The organism is Streptomyces sp. NPDC007095 (genome assembly GCF_040634475.1).
GTDB lineage: Bacteria > Actinomycetota > Actinomycetes > Streptomycetales > Streptomycetaceae > Streptomyces.
In genome coordinates this window covers 1-16,208 of sequence record NZ_JBEYFS010000256.1, presented here as the reverse complement: position 1 = coordinate 16,208, position 16,208 = coordinate 1, and the positions used below count along the sequence as shown (strand labels likewise).

Sequence of the window (16,208 nt, the reverse complement as noted above, 5' to 3'; positions counted from 1 at the left end):
CACAGCGTGAAAGGGAGGTCGTCGCCATGTCCGGCAGATCCCCATGTGAGTGAACGATCCGAACCTCAAACGATCACTGAAGGTTAAATTTCAAGCTAAGCGCCGCGGCTCGCTGCACGCCGTCGGCTGCCCCGGTCGCCGGTCTCGTACGGACATCGGCGCTGCACCTTCGGGTGTAGCGCCGATTGCGTGCTCGGTGTCGATGCCCTGAGTGCCGATGTGCACCGCGAGCTGCGCTCCCTCGCCCCGCACGCCGCCGACCGCTTCACCGGCCTGCTGACCGGCACCTGGGGCAGGGCCATGCGCCCGCTCCCCGACGGCGAGGTCTTCGTCCTCACCGGCGACATCGCCGCGATGTGGCTGCGCGACAGCACCGCCCAGGTCCGCCCCTGCCTCCTCGCCGCCGACGACCCCGCCGTCGCCGCCGCGCTCACCGGCGTCCTGCGCCGCCAGTTGCGGTACGTCCTCGCCGACCCGTACGCCAACGCCTTCAACGCCGAACCCGACGGCTCCGGCGCCGGATACGTCGACGAGCCGGCCCCCGCCCCGCTGGTCTGGGAGCAGAAGTACGAGGTCGACTCGCTTTGCGCCCCGCTCCAGCTGGCCTACGGCATCTGGCGGACCACCGGCAGCCTCGGCCATCTCACCGCCGACGACCGCTTCGTCCGCGCCGCCCGCCGCATCATCGCCCTGTGGCGGGTCGAGCAGGACCACGAGAACCGCTCACCGTACGAGTTCCGGCGCCTCGGCGACGACGCGTTCGACTCGCTGCCGCGCGGCGGCCGGGGCGCGCCGGTCGCGCCCACCGGCATGACCTGGTCCGGCTTCCGCCCCAGCGACGACCGCTGCCACCACGGCTACCTGGTCCCGTCCAACGCCATGGCGGCCGTCGCGCTGAGCGGTCTCGCCGAGCTGGCGACGGCGATCGGTGACCCCGGCCTCGCCGCCGACGCCACGGCCCTCTCGGCCGAGATCGCCACCGGGGTGCGTACGCACGGGTGACCGCAGGGGCAGACCCGACGGTGTACGCGTACGAAGTCGACGGTCTCTGCGGGCAGTTGCTGATGGACGACGCCAACATCCCGAGCCTCCTCTCGCTGCCCTACCTGGGCTGGTGCGACCCGGGCGAACAGCTCTGCCTGCGCACCCGCGAGTTCGTCCTCAGCGACGCCAACCCCTTCTACTACGCGGGCAGTTCGGCGTCCGGCATCGACAGCCCGCACACCCCGCCCGACCACATCTGGCCGCTCTCCCTGACCATGCAGGCGCTGACCAGCGACGACGAGGCCGAGCGGACCCGCCTCGCGGAGCTGCTGCTGCGCACCGACGGGGGCACCGGCTCCATGCACGAGAGCTTCCACGTCGACGGCCCCGCGACCTTCACCCGCCCCTGGTTCGGGTGGGGCGACGCCCTCTTCGCCGAGCTGCTCCTCGACCTCACGGGACGCTCGACGACAGCCCTGCACCCTCGCCTGTCCACCACCGAACCGCCCTCACGGTAAGGACACTTGCGACCTCCCGGCGCCGGCGGTCGCTACGATCTGCGGCGTGTGCGCAAACATTGTGGTCGCCGAAGACGACGCGAAGCAGGCCGAACTGGTGCGCCGCTACCTGGAGCACGAGGGTCACGCCGTCACGGTCGTCGAGGACGGCCGGACGGCTCTCGAGACGGTCCGGCACCAGGAACCCGACCTGGTCGTCCTCGACGTGATGATGCCCGGGGCCGACGGTCTCGACGTCGTACGGATCCTGCGCGCCGAACGCCGGGAGGTGCCGGTGCTGATGCTGACGGCCCGCAGCACCGAAGACGATCTGCTGCTCGGCCTCGACCTCGGCGCCGACGACTACATGACCAAGCCGTTCAGTCCGCGTGAACTCACCGCCCGGGTAAGGACGTTGCTTCGCCGCAACCGGCGCGGCCCCGACCCGGCTCCGGCGACCGTACCCGCCCCCGCTCCCGCCTCGGAGCCCGAAGCGGCCCCGGACGACGAGGTGTTGACGGTCGGCGCGCTCAGGGTCGATCCCTCGCGGCACGAGGTGTCGGTCGCCGGGACGCCCGTCGAGTGCACGCCCGGTGAGTTCCGTATCCTCGCGGCGATGGCGGCCGAGCCCGGCCGGGTCTTCACCAGGGCACGGCTCCTGGACGAGCTGCACGGCTTCGACAAGTACATCAGCGGCCGGACCGTCGACGTGCACGTCATGAACCTGCGCAAGAAGATCGAGCGCGCCCCACGACGGCCGGCCCGTCTCATCACCGTCTTCGGCGTCGGCTACAAACTCACGGACCCCGCGAAGAACGTGCGCCATGCGTCGTCCTGACAGGGGAGGTGCGGCGGGGGCCGCCCGGCTGCCGCTGCGCAAGAGCCTGGCGGGGCGGCTGTTGACCGTGACGGCGCTGGTGGCCTCGTGCTCGGTCGCCGCGACCGCCTGGCTGGCCGTGCAGACGACCTCCGTCGCGATCCGCCAGGAGCAGGGGCAGAACCTCAAGTCCGACGCGAAGATCTACAACACCCTCCTCGGCTACGCGGCCACCCACCCCGACTGGGACGGCGTCGACACCACCGTGCGAGATCTGGCCCTGGAGTCCGGGCGCCGGATCGTGCTCACCACGCCGGGCCGACGCCCGTTCGTGGACTCGGCCGACTCGCGCTCAGCCGGCGGCGGTTCGTCCGACGATCTGCTCGCTCAGCAGGCCTCGGCGGTCGTGGATCCACGCTCCGTCGACACCGTGCTGGTGCCCGACGCGGCCAAGGCCGGCGCCGACCGCGTCGATCCACGGGCCGTGGGGCCCTTCCGGCTGCCCGCGAAGGAACACGACGCACTGCGGAAGGCCGCCGCCGGGAGGGTGGAGTGCCTCAGCCAGATGGGTATCGCCGCCGACGTCGTCGAGAGCCCGGGCGGACGGCCCCGCGTCCAGTTCGTGAGCGACGAAACCGAGGGGGGGACCGACAGCGTCACCGACCGTGACATGGAGGCCAAGTGCTTTGCGTCCTACCCGGTCGGTCCCACCGCGACCGAGCGGAAGGCCCTGAGCGCCCTCAACCAACTGGCTGACGCCTGTCTGAAACGACAGGGTCGCACCGCCGTGAAACTGAACCTGAACCTGTCCTGGGACCGGAGTTACGCATACGGGCGGGACGACGCGGTCTCCGGCGCCAAGGACGGCCTCAGCGATCGGGAGGCGAAGGCCCTGGCCGCCAAGAAGGCGGAGGACGCCGCGACGGCCGAACGCAAAGCGGCTTCCGGCGGCGCACTCGACTACGCCCCCGCCGAGATCCGCGACAGCGCGTACGACCGGGCCGTGGCCAACTGTGTCGAAAGCGCCCGCCGGGAACAGCTCACGGGCTATGTCGCCGAGCCCGCACTCCTGTTCATCGACGGCCCCGGTGCCGCCGGCGTGCCTGGCTTCGACCTCTCCCGCGCCAACACCGCACGCATCGCCGGTGTCACCGCCCTGGTCCTCGCCCTCACCGTCGGCGCCTCGGTGCTCGCCGGAGCCAGGCTCGTACGCCCGTTGCACGCGCTCACCGGCGCCGCCCAGCGCATGCGGGAGGGCCTGGACGCGACGCCGGTGCCCGTGCCCGTCGTCTCCGACAATGAGATCGGACGGCTGACGGCGGCCTTCAACGACATGGCCGCGCACCGGGCCCGCCTGGAGGAGCAGCGCAAGGTGATGGTCAGCGATGTCGCCCATGAGCTGCGAACGCCGCTGAGCAACATCCGGGGCTGGCTGGAGGCGGCCCACGACGGACTGGCCGTGCCGGACCCCGCGTTCGTCTCCTCGCTCCTGGAGGAGGCGGTGCAGCTCCAGCACCTCATCAACGACCTCCAGGACCTGGGCGCGGCCGACGCGGGCGCCCTGCGGCTGCACCGGAAGCCGGTACGGATCGACGAACTGCTCGGCCAGGTCGCCGCCGCGCACCAGGGGTTGGCCGAGACGGCGGGCGTCACCCTCACGGTCCTGACACCGCCGCCGGGCACCCCTCACCCACCGCTCCTCGACGCCGACCCCGTACGGCTGCGGCAGACCGTCAGCAACCTGCTCTCCAACGCGGTGCGCCACACCCCGGCCGGCGGCACGGTGACCCTGCGCCGGTACGTCACCGACCCGGGGGACGAGCTCGCCGTGGAGGTGTCCGACACCGGCAGTGGCATTCCGGCGGGCGACCTCCCGTACGTGTTCGACCGTTTCTGGCGGGCGGAGAAGTCCCGCAATCGCAGCACCGGCGGCAGCGGCCTCGGCCTGGCGATCGTCCTCAAGCTCGCCGAGGCCCACGGCGGCACGGTGGACGTGGCGAGCACGGAGGGGGAGGGGGCCACCTTCACCCTGCGGCTGCCGACAGCCGAGTCACGGAAGCCGGAGGGCCCCGGTCGACCCTGATGGGATGACGACAGCGCTCTGACAGTTTCCTCACAAGTGGCCGTCAGGGTGAAGCCATGCCCGGAACCTGGTGCGGATCGGCAACCAGGAACGACCAAGCCGGGCTGGAACTGGAGCCCTCACATGTCCCGCCGTCTCACCCTGCGCCCGCTGCGTATCGCTGTCCTGACCGGCGTCGCGGCCGGCGCGCTGCTCGTCCCGGCCACCGCGGCCTTCGCCACCGGCCCGACTCCGACGCCGGGCGCGACCGCCTCGACCCCGGCCGACAAGGAGGCCCTGGCGAAGAAGAAGGCCGAGGACGCCAGGACGCTCAAGGAGGCCGAGGCCAAGAAGGCCGCCGAAGCCCAGAAGGCCGGAGGCAAGGACTACCCGCGTGGCGGTGTCGCCGCGGGCGAGGCCCCCGCCCAGGACGACAACACCGGCACGCTCATCGGTTCGGCCACCGGCGCGCTGCTGCTCGCAGGCGCCGGCACCTACGTACTGCGCCGCCGCACCACCGCCCGCCGCGAAGGCTGACCCGGCAGCACGACCTCTCGTACGAAACGGTGGCGCCGCCCTTCACCAGGCGGCGCCCTGTGCGTTCCGGCGAACCCTCGCACCCTGTTCTGGAGCCCGAGTTGCCCCCTGCACACCGTCCGGCCCTGTCCCGGGCCCGCCTCGCGACCCTCACCCTGTTGACCCTCGTCACCCTGCTCACCGGCTGTTCGTCCGGCCCCGACCCGACGGTCCGGGTCGCCCCCACCGCCCCCGCCGCCGCGTCGGGCGCTCCGAAGTCCGAGCGGCCTGCGGCCGACGCTCCGGCGGCCCCTGCCGAGGTGGCCGTTCCCTCCGTGGGGATCACCAGTTCGCTGATGGAGTTGGGCCTCAACACGGACCGGACGGTCCAGGTCCCGCCGGCCGAGGAGGGGATGACCGCGGGCTGGTACACGGGCGGTGCGGTGCCCGGTGAGATCGGCGCGGCCGTCATCATCGGCCACAACGACACCCGCTTCGGCGAGGCCGTCTTCCACGACCTGAAGAAGATCAAGGAGGGTGCGGACATCACCGTCACCGACAAGACGGGAAAAGCCCTCCACTTCACCGTCACGGCCACGGAGAGCGTCGCCAAGAACGCCTTCCCGACGGAGAAGGTCTACGGGCCGACCCAGGAACGTGCTCTACGGCTCATCACGTGCGACGGCGACTTCGACGCGCAGGGGCACCCTGTCGACAACCTCATCGTGTACGCGACAGCGAGCTGAGGGCCGTACCTGACAGCCTCATAGCGCACCCTGTTCACCAGGGGAAACGGGGTGTGTGGCTCATAGCAGGAGTCGGGGTGAGGTAAGCGGCGGCGGTCAGAGGACGGTGCCGTGCAGGGCGCGGCGGTCCCCGGACATCGCGTAGCGGCGGGCGGCGAGGCCGTGTTCGAGGGGCTCGCCGATCTGCTCGCACAGCAGCGCCATGACGCCGGTCGCCGCCTCGGTCTCGGACAGGTAGGCCGGCGCGACTTCGAGCATCAGCTCGCCGATCGCGTGCGCGCTGGCGGAGAGGTCGTCGGTGAGCTGGCGCCCCGCGGCGACTACGGGATCCGCCGATGGATCGACGGGCGGCGGAGGCGGGGCGATGCGGACGTCGCGGACGGCCTGGCAGACCACCGCGCGCACCGTCGGCTCATCGAGGGCCTGAAGGCCGCTGTGGGCGAGCGCGGCAAGGCGCCGGGGATCAGCTCCGCGACGACGTCCATGCGGCCGGAGACGGCGATCAGGGCGCGCTGGGACAGTCCGTAGTCGAGCGCAGCCGCGGCCGGGTCGGTGTCTCGCACGCTTTTCCGGCCGACAGTGTCCCTGGAGGGACCATGACCTGGGCAGGAACATAGCGAACATGTCCGGGACGTGGCTGCAGACTCGCTGCGGCTCACTCGATCAGGTGGTGAAGATCAGGTGTAGTGAGATGTCCCCGGGAGGCGGCTTGAGTTGGGGCCATTTCTTTGATGGGGCTCGCTGGATTTCTCTCCGCGAGGGTGCTCGGACGATGGACAGACCTGCTTGCCCGAGCACCCCGCTCAGCGCCTCGTAGGAGAGGCGCTGACAGGCAGGGGATGTTCACTATGTGACGGTCGTCTTGGTCGGAGCCTGCTGGATGCCGATCGAGACCAGGACGAGGAAGGCGCCGAGGATCTGCGCCCCGCCCAGGCGATCATGGCCGAGTAGTACCGCGAGCAGCGTGGCGGTGAGCGGTTCGAGGAGGACTGCGACAACTCCGGCGGCTGCACCAGCGTGGTGCAAGCCTGCGAAGTAGCTGGTGTAGGCGACGGCCGTGGGCACCAGCCCGAGGAACACCACGGCGCTGACCGCGTCAGCCCGCGGTGGTAGTTCCATCCCGGACCCCAGGCTGGCGGGCAACAGCAGGAGGCCCCCTGTCAGGAAGCCCAGCCCGGTCGTGGCGTCCCGGTCCAGGCCAGGCAGCGGCGCTCGACGGTCCAGTGTGAGCACGGCGAACCCCAGCGCAGCGAGCAACGCCAAGCCCGCTCCTGCAGCACGGTTGCCACTCGTGCTGGTCGGGGAATCGAGCAACAACATCAGCCCGCTGACAGCGATCACGATGGATCCGGCCGCACGGAGTGTAGGCGGGCGTTGGTCGAGGGCGGCGGAGCCGACGGTGACCAGAACGGGGATGGCGACCATCGTGGTCAGTGTCGCCAGGCTGACTGAAGTGGCCTCAACCGCCGCGAAGTACGCGGTCTGATACACGGCCAGCAGCACGCCGGTGGCAGCCACCCGGGCCGCCACCGCGCGCGTGCACGGCACCGTCCTGAGTCCGCCTGTGGCCCCGGCGTAGGCGGTGATGAGGGCACCGCCGACCAGCAGCCGGTAGGCGGCGACAGCGACTGGCTGCAGCCCAGTACGGGAGGCGAGGAGTGAGCCGGCGAGGCCGCCGGTGCCCCACAGCAGTCCGGCGAGGACCAGCAGGGCAGTGCCTGACCGCAGGATGCGGGCAGCGGCGGGTGACGAGCGTGTGGGCATGGAAAAGCTCCGGCTTCGACGCGGATGAAGGGCATCGTCGGAGCGGGGGCCATCAGCGGATCATCGGCGGCTCAGGCCACGCCGAACTGGGGCCGCAGCCGTATGAGTCGGCCGGGCCCGGGCAGCACCCCGCTCAGGAGCGGGGCGGCGGGCAGATGATCCGGTGAGAATGCACGGCACGTAGCCTAGCTGGGCCTCCCGGGCTGCCCTGGTTCTTTCCGGAGGTCCTCGTCATCGTGGCTGTGGGGGCCTGCCTTGTCCCGGAGGGCTTTGCCTTCTATTTGAGTAGATTCTAGGCAAGCAAGGTATATCACCCAGATTAGGGTGTCTCCCTGGGAGATAGTTGTCCGCCGTCGATCACTTGGGCTTCGAGGTCGCCGATGCGTTTGTCGGCGAAGCGGACGTTGTCGCGAGCCGTAGCCAGCCGGTCGGTCACCCGCCGGTTCTCCTGCTCCAGTTCGCGGACACGCTTCTTGAGCATGGAGTTCTCCGTGGTGATCCGCACGATGTCGTCCTCGGTCCATTCCGTCTGCAGGTCGCGGATCTGGCCGAGGAGTTCGGCGATCTGTGCGCGCTGGTTCAGGACCTCGTCCTGTGTCGCCTTGAGTGCGTCCTCAGTGTTCAGGGCCCGTTCCCTCCAGGACGCTTCGCGTTCTGCGAGTTCGTCGTGACGGTCCTGGATCCGGCGGCCGGCTGCCCGACGCGTTGCTTCCTCCACCAGCGTCCGGGCCTGTGGGTGTTCGTAGAGGAAGGTGCGGGAGACGTCCGCGTGCCGGGCGACGGCCGAGACCGTGATCGGGCACTTGGCCTTCTCCAGGTGGGCGACCGCGTCCTTGATCCTGCGGAGGCTGGCCTCGGTCCGCTGCTGGCGGGCCTGGAGTGCTTGTGCTGTGCGCGGGGCGGGAAGGGCCTGGGTCATCGGGAGTCCTCCGGTCGCCGGTCCGGGTCGTCGTCTTGTTCGCCTGCGGCGGCGAGGTCGGAAGCGCGGAACGCGATGCTCCAGAGCCGCTGGAAGTAGTCCTGTGGGCGCCGCAAGTCCATGGCCAGGGCCTGGTCGAGCAGTCCGAGGGCTGCGAGTGCCTTCTCCAGGCCGTCGATGGCCTGGGACGTCGGCTCGAAGACTTGGTGCAGGTAGTCGGCGGTGGCGTCGTCCGGGGCCCGCTCCGCGAGCGAGCGCCATTGCTCGCGTTTCCGGTGCCAGTAGAGGAGGTCGGCGCCGGAAGCCCCTTCGGGCGGTGGCCGTTCCATCTGCACGTCGACCACCTTCTCGTCATCGGACAAGGACGTCTGCTCGCCGACGTCCCGATCACCGACTTCGTCCCGGCCGGCGCCTCGCTGGAGGACGCCTACCTCAACCTCACCGAATCCGCCGTGGAATACCGCACCGAAGGGACGGGCCACTGATGCCCACCGCACTGACAGGCGCCATGGCCGCCGAGGTCATCAATCTGCGTTCCCTCCGCTCGACCTGGATCACCGCCCTCATCGCCGTGGCGTTCGGCCTGGCGCTGAGCCTCACGGACGTGGCGCACACCGCCAGCGCGTGGTCGCACATGACGAGGGCCGACCGGGTCCAGTTCGACCCGGTGGGCGACTCGCTCTCCGGCTTCGCCTTCGCCGTCCTCGCCTTCGGCGTCCTCGGCGTGCTGGGCGTCAGCAGCGAGTACACCACCGGACTGATCCGCACGACGCTGACCGCGACACCCCGGCGCGCGCTCGCCTACACCGCCAAGACCCTCGTCATCGGCGGATTCGCCCTGCTGCTGGGCGAACTGACTGCGTTCACCAGCTTCTTCATCGGACAGGCCGTCCTGGCCGAGCAGCACCTTGGCGTCGGCCTGGGCACTCCAGGCGTGCTGCGCGCCGTGTCCTGTGCCGGGCTCTACCTGTTCGTCGTCACCGTCGTGGGCTACGGTCTCGGGGCCGTCATCCGGCACACCGCCGGAGCCATCGCCGCAGTCTTCGCCCTGGTCTATCTCGGCTACGGCGCAGCCAAAGCCGTCGAAGGCTGGTCCTACCTGCCCAGCAAACTCATGCTGAGCAACGCCGCGGACGCCCTCGGCCAACTCCACCCACACCCCCTCCACCCGGAACGCACCCCCTCCCTCCCCTTCGCCCTCTTCGACCTCGCCCTCTACCTCACACTCGCCCTTGCCTGCGGAGCCTGGCGCTTCACTCGCGACGCCTCATAGACGCTCCATCCGATCCGCGGCAGACGTTGATGAGAGCTGAATTCACGAAGCCTCATCAACGTTTCCGGCCCTCACGGCAGACCATCCCCAGCGGGACCCAGAGCGTGGCAGCGGCGCAGAGCAGGATCAGCAGCCCGACACGTAAACGATCAAAACAGAGTGCGTCCCATCGCTCTGTCCCTTGGGCCGGACAAAAGCCATCGTCAATGAGAAAGGGAAATGCGAAGTGGGAGCCTACACAGACTCAACGATCACAGACGCCCCAGGTTCCACAAACAGAATCACAAGACACTAGGTAGGTGTGTACTCAGCGCTAACGAAATCCATGCTGCTGTTACCTACCATGAAATGCATGCGCCGGCGAGCGCACCGATACGAGCATGTTGCGATGCAGGGGATTTTGGTATCCGTGATCACAGTTACGGGACACCGCTTACCCACTATCCCCGCATCCCTGTGCAATAGCTAGTCCACTCGCCAGATTTGAATCACGGAAGGATCTAGAATGAGGAAACGTTCTGCGCTAGTATTCGCTGGCTCCCTGTTGTTGGGTGCCATGGCCACGACTGGCACGTCACAAGCAAGTGATGAGTTTGACGACTGCACCACTACAGGTGCTAGTGGTTGGGTAAGCGCCGATTGGAGGGGCAGTATTACCGAGATCGTCGACGTGGGCCTTGGCGTTGCGGACACGAGCGCAGACGGGCATCATGTGGCAGTTCGACTCATGACTCACGATTCTGGCGGAGATATCCGCTACTGGTCCTGGCATCACTGGTCCGAAGGCAACGACACCAGTAACACGTGGTACACAACGGCTCAAGACTCCAACAGCGGCATACGCGACGTGGGAGTTCAGGTCGGCCGTTTCGAAGGCAGCACCCTCTTGAATTCCTGCAAGAGTTGGTAATGATGCTGGCGTAATACGCAGAGGGACAGGGCCCGGTGACCCTTCTGTCCGCGGGACCGGGGTGCAGACCGGAAGCGGGACTGTCACGACCTTGTGCCTCCCGCCCCGGAGATCAGTGGTCGCCGTCCAGGCACTCGAGGACCGTGCCGATGGGTGGGTAGCGCGGTGAGTTCCGAGTTCGGTGGCGAGTCGGCAAGCAGAGGGTGGTGCAGCGGTCGGACTTGGCCATTACTACGGCGACCTGGCTGGATTCCATGGGGGGACTGGCGACAGCTGAACAGGCGAGTTCATCAGTAACCCCAACGGCCACTCAAACTCCCCACGATGGCTGACAGGCATCAGCGACCGGTGCTCCGGGTGTGCTCCATGCTCTGAGTCCTCGACTTCGCCCGAGCCCAGCTGAAATTGAGTCGACTCAGTGCTAAGAAACCGTGGACGCGATGCTAACGACATCAATCAGCAACCCCGGCATGCTGAGGAAAGTCAGGAGACCGGAGCCCCACAGAGGTGGGCGCTTCCAGATGGGAGAATCCAGTTGCTTTACCAGGCGATAAATTAAGCGCGCACCAGCGTCATTGCGGTTTCTGCCTTAGGTATCCTTGCGTCCGTCGCTGGGCCGGCTTCCGCAGGCGAAGACTCGGCGCCAGCGTACGCGCAGCTCTCTGGAAATTATCTTCGCGGCTCGTCCGCTTGGTGGAACCACAGCGGCGACGTGATGAATGTTGATGATCAGGCGAAGGATGGCCTGTCAGGGGTTGGCCTGTTCGGGGTGGGCAGGACCATCAAGTTCGTGTGGGACACAAATGGCTCCAACTACGACTCGGTGTCACAGAGCTGGAACGTTACAGAAGGCAGCGAAGTCGTGGTAACGGCCTGCGTCGGAAATTCCTCGGACAGGGAAGTTGCTTGGGGCTGCGGTTCCAATACGTACGGTGTGGCGTGAACAATTCGCGCGGAACGCGAGCCGATAGGTCTTCGGGGCGAGGCTGTCGTCACGCTACGCCCGGTCCCGCGATTCCTGCCCGATGAGGGCGCTGGCAGTGTCGAAGCGCACGGTTCTCATCGCAGTCATGACAGCGACTGTCCTGGGGAGTGGATGTTCTGGTACGCCGGAGTCTCCGGGGCGGCCTCGGTTGGCTTCCATCCCGACGCCGACGGCGAATAGCAAGATTGCTTTTCCTCTCGACTCCGTACTCCTCAGCGATGCAGAAGACCGGGTCGTCACGCAGGCGGTTGACCTGGTGGCTCGTGATTGCCTGCGTCGGTACGGCTTCGCTTTCACCAGGCCGATAATCCCAGCCGACAGTGGGGTCACGACACGGATACGGTCCCTGATGGACGACGGATTCGTCCCAGAGGCCCAGGCCCGTTCCTACGGATTCCATTCCGCTCCGAGCACCGCAGACGCCACCGCCTATCTGCCTGCGGACGACGACGTTCTGCGCGTGCTGAACGGGTGGTCGCAGACAGGGAAAGGGTCGGAGATTGCATCTAAGGAGGCGAAAGCTACAACAAGATACCCATAGCCAAGCATGGTTGCGCAGGCGAGGCCCAGAAAAGGCTGTCACGGGGGACGCCCCATCCTGTTGCTGGCCAGTCACCTGGCGGCGAAGCTGATGCCCTTAACTATGTGCTGGCTCTCCGGAAACAGGCCGGGAATCAAGTTAGAAGTGATCCGCATTTCAAGAGCATCACAGCCAAGTGGGCCGGCTGCTACGTCAAGGCTACCGGCACATACGTCTCAAGTCCGCTGCTGCTTGCCCGTGACCCCAGGTGGACATCCAGAAGCAGAGTAACAACGGAGGAGGTTCAGGCGGCTGTTTCCAGCAACCGCTGCCAGCTTCGAATCAATTATCTGGGCGTGACAGACTCGCTTACCGCCGCGTACGAACAGCGCCTGGTCGACAGGCATTCTTCACGGCTGCGAGACATCTCCGCGTTCCTCAGGACCCGCCTCCGCAACGCCACTATGGCCATCGAGCAGGAACGAACGATACCGACACCTACCCATATTGGCTGAGCCGAGGGGGTGCGTCTGCTCGGCGAATGTCACAGGGCGGGAGGCAATTGAGACCCGACACTCCGCCCCTCAGCGCCGTGGCAGACGCGGTGAGGGTGGAGAAGAGAGCGAATTGTTCGCCGGACTACCGCATGCCTTCGCCGTGAACCGCGACGAACTGATCAACAGCTGTCTGCCCGGCAATGCTGTGAGCTCTGGTTGCGGTAGTCCTTGGGCGGCATGCCGTAGGCGCTGTGGAAAGCGCGGGTGAAATCGGCGGCGCGGGGGAAGCCCCAGCGGGCAGCGATGGCGTGGATGGGTATGGTGCGCTGAGCCGGGTCGGCGAGGTCGTGACAGGCTCGTTCCAAGCGCTGGCGGCGGATCCAGGCCGCAACCGTTTCCTCTTCGTGTTGGAAGAGGCGGTGAAGGTAGCTGGTGGAGATGTTGTGTGCGGCTGCGGTGGTGCGCGGGGTGAGCTGCGGATCATGCAGGTTCGCCTGGATGAAGGCCCGGATGCGTAAAAGCAGGGCCTGTTGGTGGCTCTCTAGCGGGAGCGAGTCGCCGACGTCGAGCGCGTGGGCGAACAGTGCAGAAAGCAGGTCCACCGCCACGGTTCCCAGTCGGGGTCCGTCGTCGGGCCGGTAGGAGCCGGAGTCTCGGGTTACCTGGGTGAGGAACTGGGCGAGCAGCGTCCCGATACCCTCGCGCGCCGATAATCGCCGCATGATCAGTGAGTCGATCGCCATCTCTGGCAGTGGCAGCAGTTTCCGGGGGATGAAGAGTCCTGTTCCCAGGGTCGTGTCCTCGCCGTGGCTGGCGGTCGCCCGTATCAGGTGGGGCTGTGAGGTGTCGTGGAGAACCAGGTCGTACGGTTCGTATTCGGCCTCGTGACCGGAGCTGGTGAGCCCCATCGTCCCGCGCAGGTTGAGCGAGAGATGGTAGAGCTCGGGGTCGGACTGCTGGATCAGCTTCTGCGTTCGCCGCAGTGTCATCGGTGAGTGTTCCATCGTCCACAGCTGTACGGCTCCCAGCGCCAGAATGCGCTGCGACACCGTGGTGTCCGCTGGGTGGTCACCTTCGACGTCCATCGGCACGTACGTCTGGGAGATGTGCTCGCGCCAACAGGAGAACCTGTCAGGCGCGAGCACATCCCGTGTGCAGAAGGCCGTTTCGATCAGCATTCTTCTCCCCGTGAGTCCTTGATCGGCATGCTTCGCGTCGCTGGCTATGTGCAAGAGCACACCTGGTGCAGACGCGTACATGTCGACTTCCCTGGCGGGGTGGGGACCACACGGGAGGGGCGCTGGCCTGTGTCGCGGATGGCCGGATCGCGGGCTCGCATGCCCGGCGGTCGGATGGCGCGCCTCCGGCTGGGGAAGCCGGGCCCTCCGGCTCGAAGACGTCAGGCAGCCATCCGCAGCCGCCCTACCGCTTCGTTCTCGGGCGGCTCCATGTCGAGGTGCCAGGTTCCGAAGCGGCGGGTCTTGCTGGTGATGTACGGGGTGACGGTGGCCAGGTCCACCGGGTCCACCTTCCAGCCCTCGTCGATGAGGTCGTTGGCCACCTTCGTGATGTCCACGGCGGTATGAAAAATGAGGCAGTTCGCCAGCAGCTCGTTGAACTTGATGGTCTTCTCCTGATGGTCCGGGTCGTTGTCCTGGAGCACGTCGGAGGCGAACATCAGCCAGTTGCTGAACTTGTGGAACGCCTCGACCTTGTTCGTCATCGCCTGGATCGATGCGCGCAGCTCGGGTTCCGACAAGAACCTGAGGAGCACGATCGTCCTCATGACCCGGCCGAGCTCGCGGTACGCCTGGTAGATGCGGTTACGCTTGGACTCGTTGCCCAGCCTGCGCAGCAGCGCGGCCGAGGACAGCCGGCCCTCGCGGATCGACAGCACCACGCGCATGAGGTCCTGCCAGTGGTTCTCGATCAGCCGCCAGTTGATGACGTCCTTGTCCGGGTCGCCGAACAGCGGGTCGATGTGCCGGTATGCCACCGTCGGGCTGGGCCGGTAGAAGGTCAGGTCCTTCCAGTTGCGGATGCGCGGCAGCAGTTCCACGCCGAGCATGTGCGCGAGTCCGAAGACAGGCAGTGACTGGCCTTGCGATGTCCACGGTCATTTCGGACTGGTTCTTCAGCAGGCCCTCGAACAGATACACCGCCTCCCATACGCCACACGGGATGAAGTGGCTGAAGAGCGCGATGTAGGTGTCGGAGACGTGTTGAGGCGACCCCTGTGGTGTGGACACTCTGACAATGGATCTTGCAGATCCGAGGGAAGGTGTCCTGGTGGGACGTAGGTCTCCGTATCCGGCGGAGTTCAGGAACGATGCGGTGGCGCCGTACCGCGCGGCGGGCGGGAAGCGCACGTATGCGGCGGTCGCGGCGGATGTCGGGGTGACCGGCGAGACCCTGCGGAGCTGGGTGCGCCAGGCCGACGAGCACACGGGTCGCGATCACGGCTGTGGCGAGCAGGGCGCGGAGAGCCGGGACGAGGAACTGGCCCGGCTGCGCGCGGAGAACGGCCGACTGCGCAAAGCGGAGAAGGAATGGGAACTTGAGCGGGAGATCCTGCGCCGGGCAGCCGCCTATTTCGCGAAGGAGATGAAGTGAAGACCCGCCGCTGGGACTTCGTCTCCGCCCACGCAGAAGTCTTCGGCGTCCCGCGGATATGCCGGGTCCTTCGGGTCTCTCGCTCGGGCTACTACCGGTGGCTCGCCGGCGCGAAGACCCGTCAAGAACGGCAGGCCGCCGACAACGCCCTGCTCGTGGAGATCCGTGAGATCCATACCGAGCACAAGGGCACCTACGGAGTCCGGCGCGTCCATGCCGAGCTGCGGGGCTTCGGGCACACGGTCAATCGCAAGTGGGTCGAGCGTCTGATGCGCATCAACCGGCTCGAGGGCCGCCACCTGCGGCGCCGCAAGCGCACCACGGTCCCCGATCGGCTCGCGCCACCCGCCCCAGACCTCGTCCAACGCGACTTCCGTGCCGAGAAGTTGAATGAGAAGTGGTGCGGCGACATCACATACGTGCAGGTCGGCGGGACGTGGCTGTACCTCGCCTGCGTCCTGGACATCTGTTCACGCCGCGTGATCGGCTGGTCGATGGCCTCGCACATGCGCACGGAGCTGGTCATCGACGCCCTGAAGATGGCGGTGTCGACCCGCGGTGGCCGCGTGGGCGGGGTGATTTTTCACGCGGACCGCGGCTCGCAGGGCGGATTCAACTGGTCGTCGCAACACCTCGATCTTGGAGGTGTTGATGGGCAGGCCAGCGGGGTGGATGAAGGCGTTGACGGGCAGGGCGCCGATGAAGTCGCCTGGGAAACCGGCGCTTCGCCGCGATGTGGAACGGTTGTTCTGGCGGGAGATCGCCAAAGGGCTGACGAGCGAGGAAGCCGCGATCGCAGTCGGCGCGTCGCAGGCGGCCGGCAGCCGCTGGTTCCGCGAGCATCTACTATCGGTCCAGGAAGCCGGTGTTGCGACGACCGGTTGAGCCCGGGCAAGTACACGTCGGCCGCGTTCGCCCAGGTCTGCGATGGTTTCGGGATCCGCAGAAGCATGGGCCGGGTCGGCTCGAGTTATGACTGTCAGTCTTTTCGCACCGGATCCCGCAAGGATTGTCAGTCTTTTCGCACCGGATCCCGCAAGGATCGGGTAGCCCCGGCTGAGGCGGTCTGACTCTTGCTTATGACTGACCCCGTGAGTGTCCTGGC

At 67.4% G+C, this 16,208-nt stretch carries 10 protein-coding genes and 5 pseudogenes; 8 read left to right on the top strand and 7 right to left on the bottom strand.

All coding sequences use genetic code 11. The features are described from left to right. Window positions 1-300 precede the first annotated feature (300 nt). The 5 genes and pseudogenes from ABZ656_RS49170 (at window position 301) to ABZ656_RS49150 (ending at window position 5,622) form a co-directional block, all read left to right on the top strand. Window positions 301-1,502: pseudogene (locus ABZ656_RS49170) on the top strand (glycoside hydrolase family 125 protein). Window positions 1,503-1,548: 46 nt separating this feature from the next. Beyond that, a complete protein-coding gene (locus ABZ656_RS49165) occupies window positions 1,549-2,319 on the top strand; it encodes a response regulator transcription factor (RefSeq protein WP_360277963.1) in 771 nt (256 codons plus the stop codon). Continuing rightward, window positions 2,306-4,381, top strand: a complete 2,076-nt coding sequence (locus ABZ656_RS49160) for a HAMP domain-containing sensor histidine kinase (RefSeq protein WP_360277960.1) — start codon at window positions 2,306-2,308, stop codon at window positions 4,379-4,381. Before ABZ656_RS49165 ends, ABZ656_RS49160 begins: the two co-directional genes overlap by 14 nt. Before the next feature lie 123 nt (window positions 4,382-4,504). Further along, window positions 4,505-4,897: a hypothetical protein gene (locus ABZ656_RS49155; RefSeq protein WP_360277957.1), complete on the top strand. Its 393-nt coding sequence runs from the start codon at window positions 4,505-4,507 to the stop codon at window positions 4,895-4,897. Window positions 4,898-4,998: 101 nt separating this feature from the next. Then, window positions 4,999-5,622, top strand: a complete 624-nt coding sequence (locus tag ABZ656_RS49150; protein ID WP_079072870.1) for a class F sortase — start codon at window positions 4,999-5,001, stop codon at window positions 5,620-5,622. A 96-nt stretch (window positions 5,623-5,718) separates the two neighbouring features. On the opposite strand, the gene ABZ656_RS49145 is transcribed toward ABZ656_RS49150, so the two are convergent. The 4 genes from ABZ656_RS49145 to ABZ656_RS49130 all read right to left on the bottom strand — a co-directional run bounded on the left by ABZ656_RS49145 (window position 5,719) and on the right by ABZ656_RS49130 (window position 8,667). Beyond that, window positions 5,719-6,027, bottom strand: a complete 309-nt coding sequence (locus tag ABZ656_RS49145; protein ID WP_360277954.1) for a hypothetical protein — start codon at window positions 6,025-6,027, stop codon at window positions 5,719-5,721. A 441-nt stretch (window positions 6,028-6,468) separates the two neighbouring features. Beyond that, window positions 6,469-7,386: a DMT family transporter gene (locus tag ABZ656_RS49140; protein WP_360277951.1), complete on the bottom strand. Its 918-nt coding sequence runs from the start codon at window positions 7,384-7,386 to the stop codon at window positions 6,469-6,471. A gap of 319 nt (window positions 7,387-7,705) precedes the next feature. Beyond that, window positions 7,706-8,305 (bottom strand): DUF6262 family protein, encoded by a 600-nt coding sequence (locus tag ABZ656_RS49135; RefSeq protein WP_360277949.1) that lies wholly within the window; start codon window positions 8,303-8,305, stop codon window positions 7,706-7,708. Further along, window positions 8,302-8,667, bottom strand: a complete 366-nt coding sequence (locus ABZ656_RS49130; protein ID WP_360277947.1) for a hypothetical protein — start codon at window positions 8,665-8,667, stop codon at window positions 8,302-8,304. The genes ABZ656_RS49135 and ABZ656_RS49130 overlap by 4 nt, the downstream gene beginning before the upstream one ends. 122 nt (window positions 8,668-8,789) lie before the next feature. On the opposite strand from ABZ656_RS49130, the gene ABZ656_RS49125 reads away from it, so the two are divergent. Continuing rightward, window positions 8,790-9,578 (top strand): ABC transporter permease, encoded by a 789-nt coding sequence (locus ABZ656_RS49125; RefSeq protein ID WP_360277945.1) that lies wholly within the window; start codon window positions 8,790-8,792, stop codon window positions 9,576-9,578. A 3,091-nt stretch (window positions 9,579-12,669) separates the two neighbouring features. Here ABZ656_RS49125 and ABZ656_RS49120 read toward each other — a convergent pair. The 3 genes and pseudogenes from ABZ656_RS49120 to ABZ656_RS49110 form a co-directional block, all read right to left on the bottom strand. Further along, the gene (locus tag ABZ656_RS49120; protein ID WP_360277942.1) at window positions 12,670-13,668 is read right to left on the bottom strand and encodes a helix-turn-helix domain-containing protein; all 999 of its coding nucleotides are present in this window, start codon (window positions 13,666-13,668) and stop codon (window positions 12,670-12,672) included. 221 nt (window positions 13,669-13,889) lie between these two features. Continuing rightward, window positions 13,890-14,585, bottom strand: a pseudogene (locus ABZ656_RS49115) (Tn3 family transposase); the annotation flags it as partial. A gap of 25 nt (window positions 14,586-14,610) precedes the next feature. Continuing rightward, window positions 14,611-14,739 (bottom strand): annotated as a pseudogene (locus ABZ656_RS49110) (Tn3 family transposase); the annotation flags it as partial. A gap of 40 nt (window positions 14,740-14,779) precedes the next feature. Between ABZ656_RS49110 and ABZ656_RS49105 the strand changes: the two are divergent. Further along, window positions 14,780-15,708: pseudogene (locus ABZ656_RS49105) on the top strand (IS3 family transposase); the annotation flags it as partial. A gap of 67 nt (window positions 15,709-15,775) precedes the next feature. Then, window positions 15,776-15,940, top strand: a pseudogene (locus ABZ656_RS49100) (IS30 family transposase); the annotation flags it as partial. Window positions 15,941-16,208 lie beyond the last annotated feature (268 nt).